The following is a 21,238-nucleotide window of genomic DNA, read 5'->3' as shown; positions in this document are numbered from 1 at the left end:
GCCTTTCGCTAACGCCCCTGCGATTTTCGGTTCGCAGGGTATATGAGAATCTATCATGTTGATGCTATTCCTTACCGTTGCGCTGGTCCATCTGGTTGCATTAATGAGCCCAGGGCCGGATTTCTTTTTTGTCTCGCAAACTGCAGCCAGCCGTTCGCGCCGTGAGGCGATGATGGGGGTGGTCGGGATCTCGCTGGGAATTGTTATCTGGGCTGGTGTGGCGCTGATGGGGTTGAACCTTATCTTGCAGAAAATGGCGTGGTTACATCAGATTATTATGGTCGGTGGTGGGCTATATCTGTGCTGGATGGGGTGGCAACTGCTGAAATCTGCCCGAGCCAAACGTCATGGTAGCGAGGGGGAGGTTCAAGTTGCATTACCCGCCCGTGGTCGGACCTTCCTGCGCGGCTTCCTGACTAATCTATCGAACCCGAAAGCCGTTATCTATTTCGGCAGTGTGTTCTCACTATTTGTTGGCGATGACGTCAGTGCGGGTGCGCGCTGGGGCTTGTTTGTGCTGATTGTTGGTGAAACCTTCGTTTGGTTCACTATTGTCGCCTGCGTATTTGCCTTGCCGGTGATGCGCCGTGGCTATCAGCGTTTATCAAAATGGATTGATGGACTGGCGGGGGTACTGTTTGCCGGTTTTGGTATCCATTTGATCTTATCGCGCTAATTAATGCCCCAACTGGCAGATGATGCCGGTTGGGTAATCATTTGTTTGAATTAGCATTACACTTTTCTGGCGGTTGCCAATAACGCGCCTACCAGCATAAATAAGCCACCAAATATCCGGTTCAGTAATTTCATTTGTTGTGGTGATTTAATCCAGCCAGCAATTCGGGTAGCGAGGGTGGCGTAACCAATCATCACAATAATATCAACCACCACGCTGGTGGTGCCGAGAATCAGATATTGCGCCACTTGCGGTTGATGTGGCAGCACAAATTGTGGGAATAATGCCGCTAGAAAAACGATGCTTTTTGGGTTGGTAAGGTTAACAAACACCGCGCGTTTAAACAGTTTTCGCCGCGGCATACTGTTGGCTAGCGCATGCAGATCCAGCGCACCGGCAGCGCGCCATTGCTGAATCCCAAGCCAGATTAAGTAAGCCGCACCAAGCCATTTTAGTATTTCAAATGCCAGCAAGGATTGTGAAATCAGTGCACCCAACCCCACGCCAACTAATACAATGTGCACGGCTAATCCCAATTGCAGCCCGCAAATTGAGGCCACAACCCCGCGCGTACCGTGGCTGATGGCGGTGCTCATGGTGTTAATGGCCCCAGAACCAGGGGACAGGCTGAGGATCAATGTGGTCAGTAGATAGGTTAACCACCAGTCTAAGGTCATCGGCAAAGCTCCCTGAATGCATAAATTTATGCCACAATACTCTATTGCTAATAGTTGTGCTATGGCTCACAGAACGACTGGGTTTACCAGAATATCAGGTGTATTGAACATTGAGCAATTCCGGTCAAAGGATGTCATCAGTCATGATTTACAAGGTCATGCTATATCGAGCCACGCTATGCCGTTAGACAATAGCTGGTTAACGCGTGAAGAGCAGTTTGCTGCTTTTGTTAACGGGCCGCTGTTAGATTTTTGGCAACAGCGAGATGAGGATGAGTTTATCGGCGTCGATGATATTCCGATTCGCTATGTCCGCTTTCGTGCACCACAACACACTCGAGTGGTGGTGGTGGTGCCCGGCCGCATTGAAAGTTACGTTAAATATCCTGAAGTGGCTTATGATCTGTTTCAGCAAGGCTATGATGTGATAGTGCTGGATCATCGTGGGCAAGGGCGGTCGGGTCGCTTGCTTGAGGATGGTAACCGTGGTCATGTGATTAAGTTTGATGATTATATTGAGGATTTTGCGCAGTTAGTGCAGCGCGAAATAACTGATAGCCATTATCAGCAGCGATTTGCCCTGGCTCATTCAATGGGTGGTGCAATTCTAACGCGTTTTCTGGCCAGAGAACCGGATGTGTTTAATGCGGTAGCATTATGTGCTCCGATGTTTGGTATCCACTTACCGATGCCCGGCTGGTTGGCTCACCGCATTGTCGACTGGGCCGAAAGGCATCAAACGCTGCGCGACTATTATGCTATTGGTACCGGCCAGTGGCGGCCACTGCCCTATCTGGTCAATGTGTTAACCCATAGCCGTGAGCGATATCGCCGCTATTTACGCCAATATGCGGATACACCGGAAATACGTCTTGGTGGGCCAACCTATCATTGGATCCGAGAAAGTCTGCTGGTGGGCGAGCAAATTATCGCGCAAGCAGAAAAGATAACCACGCCGGTTCTATTATTACAAGCCAGTGAGGATCGGGTAGTACATAACCCGGCTCATGATGCTTTTTCTCAGGCAATGACTTTGGCAGGACACCCTTGCGAAGGGGGACAACCTAAGAGAGTTCAAGGTGCACGCCATGAGATCCTGTTCGAGCGGGACCAGCTTCGTGCCGAGGCGCTGAGCGCCATATTGCGCTTTTTCGCGCAACATCAATCATCAGTCGGCCATTATGGCTCCGACGCCACCAGAGGTTAGAACATACCGCTATGTATCATGTTGTTGCTTCCGATTTAGATGGCACCCTGCTATCACCTGATCATCTTTTAACGCCATATACTAAAGAAACACTCAAGTTGCTGACACAGCGCGACGTGCATTTTGTGTTTGCCACTGGTCGCCATCATATCGATGTGGCACAAATCCGCGATAGCTTGGAAATCAGTGCCTTCATGATTACCTCCAACGGCGCACGGGTGCACAACACGGCGGGAGAGCTGATTTTTAGTCATAACCTTGATGCAGATATTGCGCGTGATTTGTACAATATTGAGCACAATAACCCGGATATCCTGACCAACGTCTACCTGAACGACGAATGGTTTATGAACCGTGAAAGCCCGGCACAGAAAGAATTTTTCCGTGAGTCGGTATTTAATTATCAGGTATTTGAACCTGCATTACTGCCAACCGATGGTGTGTGTAAGGTTTACTTCACCTGTGAAGATCATGACAAGTTGTTGATTTTAGAAGAAGCCATCAATGCACGTTGGGGCGATCGAGTTAATGTCAGTTTTTCTTTCCCAACCTGTCTGGAAGTGATGGGCGGCGGTGTCTCTAAGGGGCATGCGCTTGATCAAGTTGCCAAAATTATCGGTTATTCACTGAAAGAATGTATCGCTTTTGGTGATGGTATGAATGACCTGGAAATGCTGTCGATGTCTGGCAAAGGCTGCATCATGCGTGATGCGCATCAACGGCTAAAAGACATGTTACCGAATCTGGAAGTGATAGGTTCAAACGCCGATGATGCAGTACCACACTATTTGCGTAAGATGTTTTTAGGAACAGATAACTAACTGATTTAACGAAGTAAATTAAACTTTTCGTAAACGAAAAAGTGGCGCATTAAACATAATTGCGCCACTGGTTTATTCCGTTATCTCAGAGCATCAACTTACTGGTGTTGCCCCTGTTTTTGCAGGAACTGCACACCTTGATCCGGGAAGTCAGTAAACACCCCGTCAACCTGCGCTTGATTGTAGATAATATCGAATAGCTGATTGACGTTAGTCGCGTATTTCGGCAGCTTATCCGCACGGATGGTGTACGGGTGAACCATCATATTGTTGGCATGCGCATCTTTGACCATATTGGTCAGCTTGATGTTATCCGGCGTAGAGGTTTCAACCACCAGCATATGGTAGTCAGGGCCGATGCCATCGGCATACTGTGCTACTTGCTTCATCGCTCCTGGCTTGAACATCCAGTCGTAACTGTAATTGACCCATTTGCCATCAGGTTTCTGTTCGTAGGTTTCATTCCAGTCGGTATAAGCCACCAGTTGGACCAGTTTCAGGTCCATACCCATCTTCGGTTCCAGCTCGTTTTTGATGCGTTTTAATTCATTGGCATCAAAGCATTGCAGATAAACTTTATCGCCCTTGGTGGTGTAACCGTACTGTTTCAGTACTTCCAACACCTTGGTTGAGATGTCTTTCCCTTCTTGTTTATGGAACCACGGTGCTTTTATTTCTGGGTAAATCCCAACGTTTTTACCGGTCGAATGATTCAAACCTTGAACAAATTCAATCTCTTCCTGGAAGGTATGTACACGGAAGTCAGATTTGCCCATCGGGAAACGGCCCGGATAGCTCTGCACTTTCTTACCGTCTTTATCAATATCAAAGCCTTCGGTAAATTTCAGTGATTTAATTTCTGGTAGCGTAAAATCAATGGCGTAATAGCGGCCATCTTTGCGTGCGCGATCGGGGAAGCGCTCAGCCACATCGGTCACGCGATCCAGATAATGGTCGTGCAGAACCACCAACTCATTATCTTTGGTCATCACCAAATCTTGTTCAAGATAATCCGCACCTTGTGCGTAGGCCATGGCTTTAGCGGGCAGTGAATGCTCCGGCAGATAACCACTGGCACCACGATGTGCGATGACAACTTTGCTTGCCGACGGTTTGGTGACTACTGATGACTGCTCGGTGGCCTGAGCCATACCGGTAACTGAGGATGCCAGAATAATACTCGCCAACAGGGTTTTGATGTGGGTTTGCATTGTTTGCATTGATAGTGCTCCATTTATCAATCTCAGGGTATGAAAAAGGCTATGTCGCTATAAATCCATCAATAACGACACAGCCTGAAAAGTGTAACTAGATGAACTTTATAAGCCCTGTTTTCTAGCCAGCTCTGCGTGATGCTTTTTCTCACTAAACATCACAACGATCAGTAACAGAACAGCCAAGATGCTGCCGCCGATCATGACCATAAAGCCGCCGTCCCAACCGAAGTAGTCTACGGTGTAACCAACAATGGCACTCGCTGCTACCGAGCCGCCCAGATAACCGAACAAGCCGGTGAAGCCCGCGGCGGTCCCTGCTGCTTTTTTCGGTGCTAATTCAAGCGCATGTAAGCCAATCAGCATTACTGGGCCATAGATCAGGAAGCCGATGGTGATCATACAGGCCATATCAATACCAGGGTTACCGACTGGGTTCAGCCAATAAATGATGGTAGCGATAGTCACCAGGGTCATAAAGAACACACCGGTGGCCCCACGGTTACCTTTAAACACTTTGTCGGACATCCAACCGCACAACAGCGTCCCTGGAATACCAGCGTATTCATACAGGAAATAAGCCCATGAGGATTTATCCAGTGCGAAGTGTTTCACTTCTTTCAGGTAGGTCGGTGACCAGTCGAGGATGCCGTAACGCAGTAAATAAACAAAAACGTTAGCAATCGCGATGTACCACAACAGTTTGTTGGGCAATATGTATTGCATGAAGATCTGTTTAGCTGTCAGTTCTTCTTCTGCTTCTTCACTGTAGTCATCTGGATAGTCGTTTTTGTACTCTTCAATCGGCGGCAAGCCCACGGATTGAGGGGTATCACGCATCAGACCAAAGACAATCAATGCCACCAGAATGGCACCAAAAGCAGGCATATAGAGTGCGGCTTTCCAGTCGTTAAACCACGCCATCCCCAGCAGGAACAGCAATGGTGGTAAGCCACCACCGACGTTATGGGCGCAGTTCCAGACTGACACGATACTGCCGCGTTCCTTCTTCGACCACCAGTGCACCATGGTACGGCCACATGGCGGCCAACCCATCCCCTGGAACCAGCCGCACAAGAACAGCAGCACGAACATCACGGCGATACTGGATGTTGCCCAAGGCACAAAGCCCATAAACAGCATCACGGCAGCGGAGAGAATCAAACCGGCAGAGAGGAATACCCGTGGGTTAGACCGGTCAGAAACCGAACCCATGATGAATTTTGAGAAACCGTAAGCAATAGAGATACCCGATAACGCGAACCCCAGATCCCCGCGAGAGAACCCTTGTTCGATCAAATACGGCATGGCGAGAGTAAAGTTTTTACGCACCAGATAGTAGGCGGCGTAACCGAAAAAGATGCCCATAAAGATTTGCCAGCGTAGGCGGCGGTAGGTGGGATCAATCTGTTCTGCTGGAAGCCGGGCCTGATGCGGCGCGGGCTTAAAAATACTCAACATGAGTGCCTCCGATGGCTTTTTTGTAGTTTTTGACCCCGGTATAGCCTGGTATCTACCCGGTAGTTAAACGGCTAACTTGCTGTCGTTTATGTTCCATAACGAGCGCCATGCTAGATAAATTCGCATAACTTATCTGTGAGTGATGGCTCATTTGTTACAGTTATATGAAAGCGGCGGCAATTTTGAGCGATTGGTTAACATTTTGAAACCCACAATGACAAATTACCTGTGACTTTGATCACAATCATGGTTTTTAAACACCACATTGCTTTCGTTTTTCGTTCGTTTTTGTTCCTTATCAAACAATAACCTTAAAGATTGTGGCTCAATAGACGCATAATTAGCCGCCAGGCGGCTGTCTGATAATGTGGGGTCCTTCATGACGAACAGTTCTCCTTACACAGAAACGGATGTCATCATCATTGGTGGTGGTGCGACCGGTGCCGGGATTGCCCGTGACTGCGCTCGCCGTGGTTTAGCCTGTACGCTCTTGGAGAGGCATGACATTGCCACTGGTGCGACTGGCCGTAACCATGGCTTGCTACACAGCGGCGCACGCTATGCGGTAACTGATGGCGAATCTGCCCGCGAATGTATTGAAGAAAACCGTATTCTGAAACGTATTGCACGCCATTGTATTGAGCAAACGGATGGCCTGTTTATCACGTTGCCGGAAGACTCGCTGGAATATCAGCAGCAATTTATCGCGCGCTGCCAGGACGCCGGTATCGAGGCCGAAGCCATTGATCCAAAGCTGGCCTTACGGCTGGAGCCTGCTGCTAATCCGACATTGATTGCTGCCGTCCGCGTGCCAGATGGTACCGTCGATCCCTTCCGTTTAACTGCCGCGAATATGCTGGATGCGCGTGAGCACGGTGCGAATGTACTGACTTATCACGAAGTTATTGGCTTGCTACGCCACGGTGATAGGGTGAGCGGCGTGCGCGTTTTCGATCATAAGAATCAGCGCCAGTATGATATTCATGCACAAATAGTGGTCAACGCTGCGGGGATCTGGGGGCAACATATTGCTGAATATGCTGATCTTCGTATCCGCATGTTTCCGGCAAAAGGTGCTCTGTTGATCTTGGGTCATCGGATCAACAACATGGTGATCAACCGCTGTCGTAAACCGGCTGATGCTGACATTTTGGTTCCGGGCGACACCATCTCATTGATCGGGACGACCTCAACCCATATTGAATACGATCAAATCGATAATATGGTAGTAACGGCACAAGAGGTGGATACCTTAATCCGCGAAGGATCAAAACTTTCACCCCAGTTGGCGCAAACGCGCATCTTACGTGCTTACGCCGGTGTCAGGCCGCTGGTTGCCAGTGATGATGACCCGTCGGGGCGCAATGTCAGCCGTGGCATTGTGTTACTGGATCATGCTAACCGCGATGGTCTGGAAGGTTTTATCACCATTACCGGTGGCAAGCTGATGACCTACCGTCTGATGGCGGAGTGGGCAACAGATAAAGTGTGTGAAAAATTAGGTATTACCGCCGCCTGTACCACCGCCCAAGCGCCACTACCCGGTTCACAGCAATCAGCGGAGCAAACTCTCAGCAAAGTCATTTCTCTGCCTGCCAGTATTCGTGGCTCAGCGGTTTATCGCCATGGGGATCGCGCGACACAACTATTGGCCGGAAACCGGCTGGATAATAGCCTGGTGTGCGAATGCGAGGCAGTGACTGCCGGCGAAGTGCGCTATGCGATTGAATCGCTATCGGTCAATAACCTACTGGATTTACGTCGTCGTACCCGTGTTGGCATGGGGACCTGTCAGGGTGAACTCTGTGCCTGCCGGGCCGCGGGTTTACTCAGCCGCTTTAAAGTGACCACGCCGCAGCAATCCCGTGAACAGCTGGTGCAATTTCTTAATGAGCGTTGGAAAGGTGTGCGCCCGATAGCTTGGGGCGATGCTTTGCGGGAGAGTGAATTTACGCACTGGGTTTATCAAGGGCTGTGTGGTCTGGATGACACCCCGTCTGCGGCCAACGTTCAGGAGAAACCAGATGAAATTTGATGTCATTATCATCGGTGGTGGCTTGGCTGGTCTGGCGTGCGGTATCCGCCTGGCTGAGCAAGGCAAATATTGTGCGATTGTCAGCGCCGGGCAAAATGCGCTGCACTTTTCCTCTGGCTCTTTGGATCTATTGGCAAAATTACCGGATGGGCAGGCAGTCAGCCAGCCGTTATCCGCACTCGCGACCTTGGCTGAATTAGCGCCTGAACACCCCTATAGCAAGATGGGGCAAGTGGCACAAGTGGGTGAATTAGCACAAGAAGCTGAATCTCTTTTACAGCGGTGCGGCCTGAAATTGGTGGGCAGCGCGGCGAAGAACCACCTGCGGCTTACGCCGTTGGGCAGTTGCCGGCCAACCTGGCTCAGCCCGGCGGATATCCCGGTTGCACCATTGGAAGGCCCGCTGCCGTGGCAAAAAGTCGCGGTAATTGGTATTGAAGGTTTCCTCGATTTCCAACCACAAATGGTTGCCAGCGCCTTACAAGAGCAAGGTGTTGATGCGACGCCAGATTATCTGCATTTACCGGCGCTTGATCGTCTGCGGGATAACCCTAGCGAATTTCGTGCGGTCAATATTGCTCGTGTGCTGGATTTACCAGAAAACCTGCAACCGCTGGCGGATGAGTTATCCCGTCTGTCATCAGCAGCAGAAATGATTTTGCTGCCAGCTTGTATCGGGCTGGATGTGTCTGCGCCACTGGAAGCATTGCGAGCCGCAGTCGGGAAACCCATTCAACTGCTGCCGACGCTACCACCGTCGTTACTTGGTATGCGATTACATCAGGCTCTGCGCCATCGCTTCCAGCAATTGGGGGGCATTGTCATGCCCGGTGATGCGGTATTACGTGCTGAGCTGGTGGGGGACCGGATTACTGGGCTTTATAGCCGTAACCATGGCGATATTCCGTTGCGTGCCGCCCAGATGGTGCTGGCCAGCGGTAGCTTCTTTAGCAATGGGTTAGTGGCCACTTTTGAGCATGTTTACGAACCGATACTGGATCTGGATATTTTATCGCTACCGAACCGTGCCGACTGGAGCCGCAGCAATATGTTTGCGCCCCAGCCTTATCTGCAATTTGGGGTTAACACTGATAACCGGTTACGGGCGCTACGTGGGGGTATTGCACTGGATAATCTACATGTTATCGGTGCGGTACTGGGGGGATACGATCCGTTGCAACAAGGCTGTGGCGCAGGGGTTTCACTAACCAGCGCACTGTTTGTTGCAGAGCAGATTGTCAACGCAATGGAGGTGACATTATGACGTGGTTACCGCAGAACGGAGACAGCAACACTTTTTCTCAGAATCAACATTTGCCGCAGGATAAACACTTGGCACGGGATAACAGTTTTGAAAGTTGTATTAAGTGTACGGTGTGCACCACTTATTGCCCGGTCGCCAAGGTTAACCCGCTTTATCCGGGGCCGAAGCAGGCTGGCCCTGATGGTGAGCGCTTACGTTTGAAAGATCCGGCACTGTATGACGATGCATTGAAATATTGCACGAACTGCAAACGTTGCGAAGTGGCATGCCCGTCCGATGTTAAAATCGGCGACATCATCCAACGTGCTAAAGCCAGTTACAGCAGCAATAAACCCAAACTGCGCGATGCGATCCTCAGTCATACCGATATCATGGGCACCCTCTCAACACCGTTTGCACCGGTAGTGAATGCGGTCACCGGTTTGAAACCGGTGCGTGCCTTGTTGGATAAAGCGCTGAAAATTGATCATCGGCGTGAATTACCAAAATACTCGTTTGGTACCTTTCGCCGCTGGTATCGTAAACAAGCTGAAAAACAGCAGCAATATAGCGAACAGGTGGCATTTTTCCATGGCTGCTTCGTAAATTACAATCATCCCCAGTTAGGTAAAGATTTAGTCAGTGTATTCAATGCGATGAACATTGGCGTTCAATTACTTAAACGGGAAAAATGCTGTGGCGTACCCCTGATTGCTAATGGATTTATTGAGCAGGCGAAAAAACAGGCACGGGTGAATCTGGAATCCCTGACTGATGCGGTTATCGGGCGGGATATCCCGGTAGTAGCAACTTCATCAAGTTGCACCTTTACCTTGCGTGATGAGTATCCGCACTTGTTAGATGTTGATACTGCACCCGTGCGCGACAAAGTGGAGTTGGCGACACGCTATCTCTACCGCTTATTGGATCAGGGGCGCGACTTACCGTTGAAAGCGCTGTTCTCGGCAAACAATACGCCGTTGCGTATTGCCTATCACACACCTTGCCATATGGAGAAAATGGGCTGGACGGCCTATACCCTGGCTTTGCTACAGCGTATCCCCGGTATTGAGCTGGTGGTATTGGATTCGCAGTGTTGCGGGATTGCCGGAACTTACGGTTTTAAATCAGAGAACTACGCAACATCGCAAGGGATTGGTGCCTCACTGTTCCAGCAAATCGAGGAGAGTGGGGTTGATTTGGTGATTACCGATTGTGAAACCTGTAAGTGGCAGATTGAAATGTCGACCAGCAAAAAATGCGAACATCCCATCACTTTATTGGCACTGGCTTTAGCTTAATTTTGGAAAAGGATAATGCAGGCAGAGCGCTGATGAGCCGCGCTCTGTTAAGGAATACTATTTTAGCTTGAGCGTGCTAATAATCGATTCGGCTTCAGTCTGAGCTTGCTGCTGATTATCTGCGGGCAGCGTAATTTGTATTGTCATCAAATGGTTATCGACTTTACCCATCAACACAGACGAATAGGCTTTCTGGCCGCCACTGGTAATAATGCTATCTAACTGCTGGAACGGTTGTCCGTCAATTTTAATGGCTTTATTGGTGACGACTTGCAGGTTAGCATCACGGGCGCGTTGCTGGTCTGCTAAACGCGTTGTCAGTACTTCCAGTTCTTCATTGGTGTTATCACCTAAAATCACGATAACTGCTTTATCGCCGGTTTTATTGGCGTAAACGTGCATGTTATTCGCTTGATTGCCCATCTTTCCGCTTTGATCAGACAAGTCTGCCGGCAAGCTGAAGGCCACTTTGCCTTCCAGCAGGCTGACCGGTTGGCCCACGTTACTATTGCTGTTGCCATCACAAGCACTTAATCCTGCAACCAACAGACCGACAGCAAGAAATTTGGTTATTTTATGCATGGGAATCCCTTTATTGATGATTAATATCCCCTTGTTACTTGAACTTACAGGGGGTTAGTGACACCCCTGCAACGCCAACTAATCTGGGTATAGCCTTATCGCACCTTATTCAGACGCTAAAAGCAATCTATTGTTCAGTGGCAGTAGCCTGCTTTAGTGCTTGCTGTTCGGTCTGTCGGGCAAAATATTTCAGCAATACATTGAGCATCACGCCATAGGCGGGTAGGAAGAACAACATGCAGATCAGCAGCTTAAAGCTATAATCCACCAAAGCGATTTCTACCCAGTTTGCAGCCATAAATGGGTCAGTACTGCGATAGAACGCAATAAAGAAGAACGCCATGGTGTCACTGATATTGCCAAAGAACATGGCAGCAGTAGGGGCAACCCACCAGGCACTGCGCTGACGCAGGCGGTTAAATACCTGAACATCCAGAATCTGGCCGAGTACATAGGCCATAAAGCTGGCAATCGCGATACGGGCTACCACCAAGTTAAAGCTGGTTAATGCCGGTAACCCCTGCCAACTCCCCTGATAAAACAGGGCTGAAATCAGATATGAAATCAGCAACGCTGGCACCATAACCGACAGAATGATCCGGCGCGCCAAAGGAGCACCAAAAATCCGTACAGTCAGGTCAGTGGCAAGGAAGATAAACGGAAAAGTAAAAGCGCCCCAGGTGGTATGAAAACCGAAGATAGCGATCGGTAATTGCACCAGGTAGTTGCTGGAGGTAATGATGACAATATGGAATAGCGACAGCCATACCAAAGCGGTCATCCGCTGTTGGGCAGTAAACGAAAACATAAATGTGACCTTTTTGGTTATTGGGGTGAGGGAACCCAAACAGAATGTGCCGCAATTTCTGCGACGCGGCGGCATAATACGCGTTTGCGCAACGAATGCAATGGCTAATTTTAACGCAAACGTTAGCGTCGCTTGCGCCTAAAAATCGACGGGGTAAACTATCCGCCTTCGCACACGGGCTTATATTTTATCTTTATACTGCTAGCAAACCCATAACGACCAACAAGAGACTCACCATGACCGATATTTTTGCCAATCCAGACAAAACACTTGATGCACTGGGCCTGCGCTGCCCTGAGCCGGTGATGATGGTGCGAAAAACGGTCCGGCACATGGAAGATGGCCAAACTCTACTGATTATTGCTGACGACCCTGCCACCACCCGCGATATTCCCGGTTTTTGCCGTTTTATGGACCATCAGTTGTTGGCACAAGATATCGGGCAGACGCCGTATCGGTATTTAGTCAAGAAAGGGGCAAAAGCGCAGTAACACCCGCCTCTGCCCCAATTATCAGAACCGATGCTTGATTCAAACATCCCGCTTGCGCAGTAGCCGTAACGCATTGGCTGTTACTAAGGCGGTAGCACCGGAATCTGCTAATACTGCCAACCAGAGACCGGTTAAGCCCAGTAGTGTGGTAACCAGGAAGATTCCCTTTAGGCCCAGTGCGATAGTAATGTTCTGGCGGATATTGGCGTTGGCCGCCCGTGATAACAGAATAATTTCTGCTAATCCGGTTAACCGGTTGTGGGTCAACGCGGCATCGGCTGTTTCCAATGCCACATCGGTGCCACTACCCATGGCAATACCAATACTGGCTGCTTTCATCGCCGGAGCATCATTGATGCCATCACCGACCATCACCGTAGGTTGTGCCGCATTCAATGCCATAACCGCTTGCACTTTATCGGCGGGCAGTAATCCGGCGCGGTAATCAATCCCCAATTCACCGGCAATTGCCGCTGCGGCTCGTGGATTATCGCCAGTGAGCATCACCCCCTGAATACCTAACTTCTTCAGCGCATCAATGGCTTGCCTGGCATCAGTTCGTAACGTGTCACGTAATGCCAATAAACCAATTAGCGTTTCATCTTCCAGCACGGCGACGGCTGTTTTACCGCTGCTTTCCAACTGGTCGAGCTGTGTTTGCCACTCAGCAGTCAATAACTGTGGGGGCAACTTACTGGGGGCGCTGACGCGCACCGTCAGACCATTAACCACACCTTCAACACCCACCCCCGCCAGAGCTCGACGCTCACTCGCCAGTGGCAATATTGGGGTGTTTTGCTGTGCGCGTTGCATAATAGCGATCGCTAACGGATGGTGGGAGCCAGCTTCAACGGCGGCGGCCAACGCTAACAGGCGGGTTTCACTCACACCGGCTATAGGCAGAATATCGGTAACTTTAGGTTTGCCCTCGGTCAGGGTGCCGGTTTTGTCAAAGGCAACCGTTTGAATTCGGCCCAACTGCTCCAGTGCTGCTCCCCCTTTGATCAATGCCCCACGGCGGGTTGCCGCCGCTAATGCAGATGTAATTGCCGCAGGTGTGGAGATAACCAACGCACATGGGCAACCTATCAGTAATAGTGTCAGGCCGCGGTACAGCCAGGTTTCCCAAGGTTCGGCGAAAGCCAAAGGCGGTACTAACATGACCAGCGCTGAAAGCAGCATGATCGCTGGCGTATAAATACGACTGAAGCGGTCAATGAAACGCTCAATGGGTGCTCGGCGTTCTTCTGCTAATTCAATTAGTTGCAGAATACGGTCAATAGCATTATTGCCGGGTTCTGAGATAACTCGCATTTCAGTGGCGCGATCGACCGATAAGCTCCCGGCCGCAACTTTTTCGCCTTGCTGACGCTCAACAGGGATAGATTCTCCGGTGAGGGCGCTTTCATCGAAACTGGCAAAAGGGGTCATTAGTTCGGCATCTGCGGGTAAGCGGCCACCGGGCGAGATTTCGATGATATCGCCGGGGCGCAAACTGGCGACAGGAACCTGCCTACGCTCACCGTCTTTTAACAACAGTGCCTCTTCTGGCACCAGTGCCATCAGGGCAGTTACCCCACGGCGTGCACGGTTTGCGGCATAAGATTCGAGCAGTTCGCCGACCATAAACAGCAGTAATACCATGGCCGCTTCAGCGGTTGCGCCAATAAACATCGCCCCGATAGCTGCCACGCTCATCAAGGTTTCAATGGCGAAGGGAGTCCCAGAGCGGATAAGCTTCCAGGCTTTGGCGATGATCGGGATCAGACCGACAATGGTGGTTGCAGTGAAGGCAAACTCACTTAGTTCAAGGCTGAATAACGAGATCCCCCAACTGATAAGCATCAGTGTGGTTAATAATGCGATAGGTAAGTATTCGCGCAGGCGTGATTCTGGCGCAGCGGCTTTACTTCCTGCGCTTGATTGGGTATCGACCAGAGTGAATCCAGCCTGAGTGACTGCATTCACGACTTGAGGGCGGATATCTATGCGTGCATCAACCACTAATTTTTCTGTGGCAAAGAGGACTTTTACATTTTCAATCCCGACCAGATTACTGACGGCATTTTCAATTTTTCGGGCACAGCTTGGGCAGTCCATCCCTTTGACCTGCCAACTGAAGCGCTGGTTATCTGCAGATATCTCTGGCGCGAGTATGTCGCTTTCGTCATCACCCTCATCGCTTTGGCCCTGACTACAGCAACCCCCATCATTATGTGAGTGTTCACTCACTGAGTCTGAGCTGTCATTGCTGGCACTGGTTGTTTTCTGGCTGCTGCAACCGGTTTGTTGTTTGGCATGAGTGTGACCACAGCCACAGTTGTTGTGTGTATCCGTTGGATGCTGATGTTCAGAATGTGAATGCATGGTGCCTCCTGGAAAGCATGTAACAGGTATTGCAGCACTCTACACCTTGGAGTCAACTCCAGAGTCAAGAGGGAAATGAGAGTAATTGCTAAATGGGATTTTTGCTACCTGGCAGGGTATGACTAAAGTGAGCGTATCCAGCGCATTGAAATGCGCGCCCCTTTGGTGGAGCACGCAGCTCAAACGGCTAAAAACGTATTGCGGTACTGATTTAGTTACAAATACAGCGACCGGACAATCAGGAAATGCCCGACAAAGTAGCAACCAGCGACAATTGCATCTGAAGCCCGGAATGAAAAACGATAGCGATTCAGTAGCCAAATGCTATGCGAAACCAGCAGTAACACGGTACCTGCCAGCAGAGAGAAGCTTAAATCTGTGCTGCGGGCAAAGTATTGTTCGCCCGCCATCCAGACCATCAGTAACGTCATGCCAACGAAAGCGATCACTGGCCAGCGCATATCTTCCAGCCGTGTCCAGATAGTGGCTATCAGTAATGCGCCAATCACGATCAAAACCAATGGAAGAGGCCAGAACAGCGTGAATGTCATCTGGCTGGCAAAACTGATGGTATAGAGTAAATGGGAAAGGAAGAATGCGCCCAGAGCATAAAGTAAGCGCTCACTGGGTAGCAGTAATAATGCATCAGCTACCAGAGTCGCAAGTAAGCCCAAGACAATGAGATAGCCGACAGGACCAAGAATAGGTGCTTGCCAGGCAAGTAACAGTAAAAGTAACAGGGTGACAGGTTTGAATACCCAACGCTGCCAGCGTGGGCCTCGGTAAGTTGCATCAACAAACAACCAACCAGAAAAAAATACGGCAAGGAATGGCCAGCTCATTATTTATCCTTTTTTCTATGCAGGTTTTAGTGAAAGTACCTGTGTTGTAATGATAATCCGTAATGCTAATGACTCCGAGTATACATTCATCAAGTGTAAGGGATGGAAGCCAAGAGCGATAGCGACGCTATTGTGATTTGCATGATTTGTGCCACTTAATGCGTAACAGTCCGCATAATCAGATTTAGCGGCACCATCCGCCAGCGGAGATCTTGGTGTTGTTTGGCCCACATGTTATGTTAAGGCCGATTTCCTTTCGCTAAATCAAGGGATAGAGGCAGTAGCGCCATGGCCAATGAACAATTGCTTTATTGTATTCAATTTATAAATAACGGTAAGAATTATCAGCTCTATGTCCGTGAGGTAGGCCCGAGTAACTTGTTTGGGTTTATTGAAATTGCTGATTTTGTCTTTGATAGTCAATCAACATTGCTGGTGGACCCTTCAACTGAAAAACTGAAAACAGAATTTTCAGGTGTTAACCGCAGCTATATTCCTCTTCATTCGGTGATTCGTATCGATGCCGTGACGGAAAAGGGCAGCGCTCGGATCTCTGAATTGGGCAGTAATGTGATGAGTTTCCCCTATCTGCCGGGCAATAAGTCCTGATGGGTAGTGTATGAATAAACCTCCGTTATTATTGATTGCTGTGGTGGTACTGATAGCCGTATTGGCGACCCGTCAGTATTGGCAAAAAAAACGGCAGGATACAGAAAATGACCGAGCGCTGGTGCGCAGTTTACAAGTTGAAGTCATTAATAAACGAGAAGTATTAGCGCCCAATCGTCGCTCACGGCAGCGCGAAGAAATTGTCGCAGAAGAAAAACGCTATGAAGTTACTTTCCAGCCACTTATCAGTAGTATTGAGGTTAAAAGTAACCGTGAAATCAAAGTGATACTGCCACAGCAGGCGTATAATAGTATTGTACAAGGCGCACAGGGAACGTTACGTTTACAAGGCTCCCGCTATATTGGTTTTACCCCGACGTCAGTCCCCGACTAAATCTGTCGCCAAATAAGTCAGCCTGCAATCAACAATTTGCCGCTACAACCAAGGTATATCCAATAGACTTGAAGTTGCAGGCGGCAGATAAGTTTATTTTTTAGGCAGTGATGGTTGCTTCTTTTGCCAGGCCAGTAATTCAAAGACACCGAACACAAAGATTTTAAGTTGCTGCAAGCCACTGATCGGTTGATCTTTAGGTTGTGTAGATTTGAGTAGAACCAGTTGCAAACCATGCATCAAAACCATAAATATCATGGCAACATTAATAAAGTATCTCAATGGTTTAGGGAAGGGTTGGAACAGATTTAGCAGTAAGAAAAACCATACCCCTAACATCAATAACCGGCCGAGATTAATCCACATGGTGTTGCTCCAGTTCTTCCGCTGATACAGCGTGTTGGTGAGTCTGTTCATTACGAATATAGAGACGATAGGCCACTTGACCGGCAATTTTCTCGCGATGTAACTGCCAACTGCCGGGAACATCCGCAGCGGCACTTTCAGCCTCAGCTTCAACGTAAATCCAAGCCTGTTCTGCCAGCCAGTTATATTGCTCCAGCAGTGTGATGGTTTCAGCTAACAAGCCTTTACGGAAAGGGGGATCAAGGAATACCAGATCAAAAGGCTGCCCCGGTTGAGCCAGCCACTGCAAAGAATTGGTATTCACTACTTGACCATTCTCGGCACTCAATAATGCCAGATTGCTGCCAAGTTGCTTGGCGACATGCCGATCGGCTTCTAATAATATGGCTTCACCGGCATAACGGGATAGCGCTTCCAGCCCCAATGCGCCGCTGCCAGCAAAGCAATCCAGACACCGGGCACCCTGAATCATCGGTGCCAGCCAGTTAAACAGTGTCTCTCTGACCCGGTCAGTGGTTGGGCGTAGCCCTGGGCTATCAGGCACGGGCAATTTACGGCCTCGCCATTTGCCACCAATGATGCGGATCTGCCCCGCTGCCTGATGTACCGCCGGTTTTGCGCTAGATCGTTGGGTTGTCGATCGTGTTGTAGGTCGTTTTGCCATAGATTGCTTTGCTTGAAAGTTGGTCAGTATTGCAGCGCTGAATAAAAGAGTTAATCGCTATTCTACCTACGACTGCTGTGTGGGGGAAACGTTAAACCTTTGTTGACTGAATTCACAATAGAAACCAGCATCGTGCGCGTGTTGCTGTTCAGGGGAAAGTGATAGACTTGCAAACTATTATCTTATTTTATGCAAACCCGAAGTCATAAGGGTAAAGCCATGATTAAACCGCGAGGAGTGTAGTCGCAAATGGCAAAAGAAAAAAAACGTGGTTTTTTTTCCTGGCTGGGCCTTGGCCGTCAGAATGAAGAACAACCAACAGAGCCATTGGCTACTGAAAAAGAAGGTGTTGCTGAGCATGCTGAAGAGCAAGCCATCAGTGAGAAACAGATTGAGATAGCATCTGAGCATCCACCTGTTGAGGTAGAAGAGCATGTCACTGCCGCACCGGGTGAATGGGATAGCGCCGTTGTCAGTGAAGCCGCGGCTGAAATTCTGCCTGAGCTGGATGTAGACCCTACAGCGCAGGGGGGTCAAGAACCGATAGATTTCTCTTCTGATCCTCAGTATTTACAACATCATTTCTCACAACATGAGAATGAAGACGATAATGTTGCTCAATGGGATGAAGGCACCGTCAGTGCGCCAGAACTGCCATTGACAGAAGATAACTTGGTTCTCGATGTCTCTACGCCACAAGCTATTGTGGAAGAGCCGTGGGTCGAGGTTAGCGGCGAAACAGCAGTAATTGAAGAAGAATTTGAGTCACAAACAGAGCTTGAAGCGGTAAACGAAATTGTGCCGGTAGCGGTTCAGGAACAAGAACGCCCAACCAAAGAAGGTTTTTTTGCTCGTTTAAAACGCAGCTTACTTAAAACCAAGCAGAATCTTGGCTCCGGTTTTATGGGGCTGTTTAGTGGTAAGAAAATCGACGACGATCTGTTTGAAGAGTTAGAAGAACAGCTCCTGATCGCCGACGTTGGCGTCGAAACTACCCGTAAAATTATTACCTCTCTAACCGAACATGCCAGTCGTAAGCAGCTAAAAGATGCCGAAGCGTTATATGGCAAGCTTAAAGAGGAAATGTCTGAAATTCTGTCTAAAGTAGACAAGCCATTGGATGTCAGTGGCAAAAATCCCTTTGTTATCTTAATGGTTGGCGTTAATGGTGTGGGGAAAACTACCACCATCGGGAAACTGGCGCGTCAATTCCAGGCTGAAGGTAAATCTGTCATGCTGGCGGCGGGTGATACTTTCCGCGCGGCTGCGGTAGAACAACTGCAAGTTTGGGGGGATCGTAACAAGATTGCCGTGGTGGCACAGCATACCGGTGCAGACTCTGCTTCGGTGATTTTCGATGCTATTCAGGCAGCGAAAGCCCGAGGTATTGATGTGCTGCTGGCGGACACTGCCGGGCGTTTACAAAATAAAGCCCACCTGATGGAAGAGTTGAAGAAGATTGTCCGAGTGATGAAAAAGCTGGACGGCGACGCCCCCCATGAGGTTATGCTGACGTTAGATGCCAGTACCGGACAAAATGCGGTGAGTCAGGCGAAACTGTTTAATGAAGCAGTCGGTCTGACCGGAATTACCCTAACTAAACTGGATGGTACCGCCAAGGGCGGGGTGATTTTTGCCATCGCAGATCAGTTCGGAATCCCAATCCGTTATATCGGTGTTGGGGAAGGTATAGAAGATTTGCGGCCATTTAAGGCTGACGATTTTATTGAGGCTCTTTTTGCCCGAGAGGACTAATACGGATGATTCGCTTTGAACAGGTCAGTAAAGCTTATCTGGGCGGACGACAGGCGCTCCAAGGGGTCGATTTTCATCTGCGCCCAGCGGAAATGGCGTTTCTGACCGGCCATTCCGGTGCAGGGAAAAGCACCCTGCTGAAACTGATTTGTGGTATCGAGCGCCCCAGTGCCGGTCATATATGGTTTGGTGGTCACGATATAAGTCGCTTGAAAAACCGAGAAGTACCTTTCCTGCGTCGCCAGATCGGGATGATCTTCCAGGATCATCACCTGTTGTTGGACAGAACGGTATATGACAATGTCGCTATGCCATTGATTATTGCTGGTGCCAGCACTGAAGATATTCGCCGCAGAGTATCCGCAGCACTGGATAAAGTAGGGTTGTTGGATAAGGCGAAAAACTTCCCAATTCAACTTTCCGGCGGTGAGCAACAGCGTGTAGGCATTGCTCGGGCGGTAGTGAATAAACCGGCAGTATTACTGGCTGATGAACCGACGGGTAACCTGGACGATGCATTATCCGAAGGTATTTTGCGTTTGTTTGAAGAATTTAACCGTGTGGGCGTTACCGTGTTGATGGCAACCCACGATACGTCGTTGATTGCCCGGCGGCGCTACCCGATTCTGACATTGAGTCAGGGGCGGATGTTAGGAGCGCATCATGGCGAATAACGCACAGAAAGCAAAAACCAAAGCGCTAAAAGGCGGTTGGCGTGAACAGTGGCGCTATTCGTGGGTTAATGCCATTGCCGATATGATGCGCCAGCCATTGGCGACACTGTTAACGGTGATGGTGATTGCCATTTCGTTAACACTGCCAAGCGTATGCTATATCGTGTGGAAGAACGTCAGTCAGGCGGCAGATCAATGGTATCCAACCCCACAACTGACGGTCTATTTAGATAAAGCACTGGACGATAACGCAGCTGAGAACGTGGTGACTACGCTGAAAGCGGAAGCAGGTGTGGAGAAGGTTAATTATCTGTCGCGGGAAGAAGCGATGGGTGAGTTCCGCAACTGGTCCGGTTTTGGTGGAGCGCTGGATATGCTGGAAGAAAATCCGCTGCCCGCTGTTGCCATCATCACCCCTAAATTGGATTTCCAAAGCTCAGGGACGCTGGATACCCTGCGTGATCGGGTTAGTAAGGTGGAAGGGGTGGCTGAAGTCCGCATGGATGATAGCTGGTTTGCCCGTTTGGCCGCGCTGACAGGCCTGGTCGGGCAGGTCGCGGCCATGATTGGTGTTTTGATGGTGGTTGCCGTGTTCCTGGTAATTGGTAACAGTGTGCGTCTGAGTATCTTTAGCCGCCGCGATACTATCAATGTTATGAAGTTGATTGGTGCAACGGATGGGTTCATTCTGCGGCCGTTCCTGAACGGTGGGGCAATGCTGGGATTTGGTGGTGCGGTGTTATCTCTGATCCTATCAGAAGGGCTGGTATGGAAGCTTGGCTCGGTGGTTACGCAGGTGGCAGCGGTGTTCGGTACCCAATTTACCTTACATGGCTTGAGCTGGGATGAGTGCCTGTTGCTGGTGTTGATCTCTGCCATGATCGGCTGGATTGCAGCGTGGCTGGCAACGGTCCAACATTTACGTCGATTTACACCGCAGTAAAGAATGTTTGTTATACTCTTTCCCTGCGGTGTTGAACTAAAGCAGGGAAAGAGGTATTTGCTGTAGTGAATTCCATCTACACTTCTTGATCCGCTTGACCGGTTATCT

Annotated in this window: 21 protein-coding genes; 12 read left to right on the top strand and 9 right to left on the bottom strand. The window is 49.5% G+C overall.

From position 1 onward, the window contains the following. Positions 1–55: 55 nt before the first annotated feature. Positions 56–676: a threonine export protein RhtC gene (gene rhtC / locus V1953_RS20140; protein ID WP_372560063.1), complete on the top strand. Its 621-nt coding sequence runs from the start codon at positions 56–58 to the stop codon at positions 674–676. Between the two features lie 56 nt (positions 677–732). Here rhtC and rhtB read toward each other — a convergent pair whose 3' ends face one another. Beyond that, entirely contained in the window at positions 733–1,353 is a 621-nt protein-coding gene (gene rhtB / locus V1953_RS20135) for a homoserine/homoserine lactone efflux protein (protein ID WP_005188003.1), read from the bottom strand. Between the two features lie 178 nt (positions 1,354–1,531). Here rhtB and pldB point away from each other — a divergent pair, with 178 nt between their 5' ends. Then, the gene (gene pldB / locus V1953_RS20130) at positions 1,532–2,560 is read left to right on the top strand and encodes a lysophospholipase L2 (protein ID WP_083164008.1); all 1,029 of its coding nucleotides are present in this window, start codon (positions 1,532–1,534) and stop codon (positions 2,558–2,560) included. An 11-nt stretch (positions 2,561–2,571) separates the two neighbouring features. Continuing rightward, entirely contained in the window at positions 2,572–3,381 is an 810-nt protein-coding gene (gene yigL / locus V1953_RS20125; RefSeq protein ID WP_083161931.1) for a sugar/pyridoxal phosphate phosphatase YigL, read from the top strand. Positions 3,382–3,479: 98 nt separating this feature from the next. Here yigL and glpQ read toward each other — a convergent pair whose 3' ends face one another. Both glpQ and glpT read right to left on the bottom strand, forming a co-directional pair. Beyond that, the gene (gene glpQ, locus V1953_RS20120; RefSeq protein WP_372569754.1) at positions 3,480–4,592 is read right to left on the bottom strand and encodes a glycerophosphodiester phosphodiesterase; all 1,113 of its coding nucleotides are present in this window, start codon (positions 4,590–4,592) and stop codon (positions 3,480–3,482) included. Positions 4,593–4,700: 108 nt separating this feature from the next. Beyond that, positions 4,701–6,056, bottom strand: a complete 1,356-nt coding sequence (gene glpT, locus V1953_RS20115) for a glycerol-3-phosphate transporter (protein WP_442851242.1) — start codon at positions 6,054–6,056, stop codon at positions 4,701–4,703. 379 nt (positions 6,057–6,435) lie between these two features. On the opposite strand from glpT, the gene glpA reads away from it, so the two are divergent. From glpA to glpC, 3 genes are read left to right on the top strand one after another with little or no spacing between them, the layout of a single operon-like run. After that, complete coding sequence (gene glpA, locus V1953_RS20110) at positions 6,436–8,091, top strand: anaerobic glycerol-3-phosphate dehydrogenase subunit A (RefSeq protein ID WP_083161937.1); 1,656 nt, start codon at positions 6,436–6,438, stop codon at positions 8,089–8,091. Then, positions 8,081–9,355 (top strand): glycerol-3-phosphate dehydrogenase subunit GlpB, encoded by a 1,275-nt coding sequence (gene glpB / locus V1953_RS20105; RefSeq protein WP_083161939.1) that lies wholly within the window; start codon positions 8,081–8,083, stop codon positions 9,353–9,355. Before glpA ends, glpB begins: the two co-directional genes overlap by 11 nt. After that, a complete protein-coding gene (gene glpC / locus V1953_RS20100) occupies positions 9,352–10,635 on the top strand; it encodes an anaerobic glycerol-3-phosphate dehydrogenase subunit GlpC (RefSeq protein WP_102970517.1) in 1,284 nt (427 codons plus the stop codon). The genes glpB and glpC overlap by 4 nt, the downstream gene beginning before the upstream one ends. Positions 10,636–10,692: 57 nt before the next feature. On the opposite strand, the gene V1953_RS20095 is transcribed toward glpC, so the two are convergent. Continuing rightward, positions 10,693–11,217 (bottom strand): DcrB family lipoprotein, encoded by a 525-nt coding sequence (locus V1953_RS20095; RefSeq protein ID WP_083161941.1) that lies wholly within the window; start codon positions 11,215–11,217, stop codon positions 10,693–10,695. Positions 11,218–11,344: 127 nt separating this feature from the next. Further along, positions 11,345–12,025: a 7-cyano-7-deazaguanine/7-aminomethyl-7-deazaguanine transporter gene (locus V1953_RS20090; RefSeq protein WP_372560056.1), complete on the bottom strand. Its 681-nt coding sequence runs from the start codon at positions 12,023–12,025 to the stop codon at positions 11,345–11,347. A gap of 236 nt (positions 12,026–12,261) precedes the next feature. Between V1953_RS20090 and tusA the strand changes: the two genes are divergently transcribed. Next, positions 12,262–12,516: a sulfurtransferase TusA gene (tusA, locus tag V1953_RS20085; protein WP_083161945.1), complete on the top strand. Its 255-nt coding sequence runs from the start codon at positions 12,262–12,264 to the stop codon at positions 12,514–12,516. 39 nt (positions 12,517–12,555) lie between these two features. Here tusA and V1953_RS20080 read toward each other — a convergent pair whose 3' ends face one another. Together V1953_RS20080 and V1953_RS20075 are read right to left on the bottom strand one after the other, a co-directional pair. After that, on the bottom strand, positions 12,556–14,883 hold the full coding sequence (locus V1953_RS20080) for a zinc/cadmium/mercury/lead-transporting ATPase (RefSeq protein WP_372569751.1): 2,328 nt from the start codon (positions 14,881–14,883) through the stop codon (positions 12,556–12,558). Between the two features lie 215 nt (positions 14,884–15,098). Then, the gene (locus V1953_RS20075) at positions 15,099–15,725 is read right to left on the bottom strand and encodes a lysoplasmalogenase (protein ID WP_083161950.1); all 627 of its coding nucleotides are present in this window, start codon (positions 15,723–15,725) and stop codon (positions 15,099–15,101) included. Positions 15,726–16,013: 288 nt separating this feature from the next. Between V1953_RS20075 and V1953_RS20070 the strand changes: the two genes are divergently transcribed. Continuing rightward, a complete protein-coding gene (locus V1953_RS20070; RefSeq protein WP_442851241.1) occupies positions 16,014–16,334 on the top strand; it encodes a DUF1820 family protein in 321 nt (106 codons plus the stop codon). A gap of 10 nt (positions 16,335–16,344) precedes the next feature. After that, on the top strand, positions 16,345–16,728 hold the full coding sequence (locus tag V1953_RS20065; RefSeq protein ID WP_083161955.1) for a DUF2500 domain-containing protein: 384 nt from the start codon (positions 16,345–16,347) through the stop codon (positions 16,726–16,728). A 93-nt stretch (positions 16,729–16,821) separates the two neighbouring features. Here the strand turns inward: V1953_RS20065 and V1953_RS20060 are convergent, their stop codons facing one another. Both V1953_RS20060 and rsmD read right to left on the bottom strand, forming a co-directional pair. Continuing rightward, positions 16,822–17,094: a DUF1145 family protein gene (locus V1953_RS20060; RefSeq protein WP_032906890.1), complete on the bottom strand. Its 273-nt coding sequence runs from the start codon at positions 17,092–17,094 to the stop codon at positions 16,822–16,824. After that, on the bottom strand, positions 17,084–17,758 hold the full coding sequence (gene rsmD / locus V1953_RS20055) for a 16S rRNA (guanine(966)-N(2))-methyltransferase (RefSeq protein WP_083161957.1): 675 nt from the start codon (positions 17,756–17,758) through the stop codon (positions 17,084–17,086). The genes V1953_RS20060 and rsmD overlap by 11 nt, the downstream gene beginning before the upstream one ends. Positions 17,759–18,007: 249 nt before the next feature. On the opposite strand from rsmD, the gene ftsY reads away from it, so the two are divergent. The 3 genes from ftsY to ftsX are packed head-to-tail and all read left to right on the top strand — an operon-like array spanning position 18,008 to position 21,130. Then, on the top strand, positions 18,008–19,513 hold the full coding sequence (gene ftsY, locus V1953_RS20050; RefSeq protein ID WP_442821363.1) for a signal recognition particle-docking protein FtsY: 1,506 nt from the start codon (positions 18,008–18,010) through the stop codon (positions 19,511–19,513). 5 nt (positions 19,514–19,518) lie between these two features. After that, on the top strand, positions 19,519–20,187 hold the full coding sequence (gene ftsE, locus V1953_RS20045) for a cell division ATP-binding protein FtsE (protein ID WP_019213191.1): 669 nt from the start codon (positions 19,519–19,521) through the stop codon (positions 20,185–20,187). Then, positions 20,177–21,130, top strand: coding sequence for a permease-like cell division protein FtsX (gene ftsX, locus V1953_RS20040; protein WP_083161961.1), 954 nt, complete (start codon positions 20,177–20,179; stop codon positions 21,128–21,130). The genes ftsE and ftsX overlap by 11 nt, the downstream gene beginning before the upstream one ends. Positions 21,131–21,238: the final 108 nt, after the last annotated feature.

It is taken from the genome of Yersinia sp. 2541 StPb PI (genome assembly GCF_052217145.1).
GTDB classification, from domain to species: domain Bacteria; phylum Pseudomonadota; class Gammaproteobacteria; order Enterobacterales; family Enterobacteriaceae; genus Yersinia; species Yersinia enterocolitica_E.
This window is presented reverse-complemented; position numbering and strand designations above follow the sequence as displayed.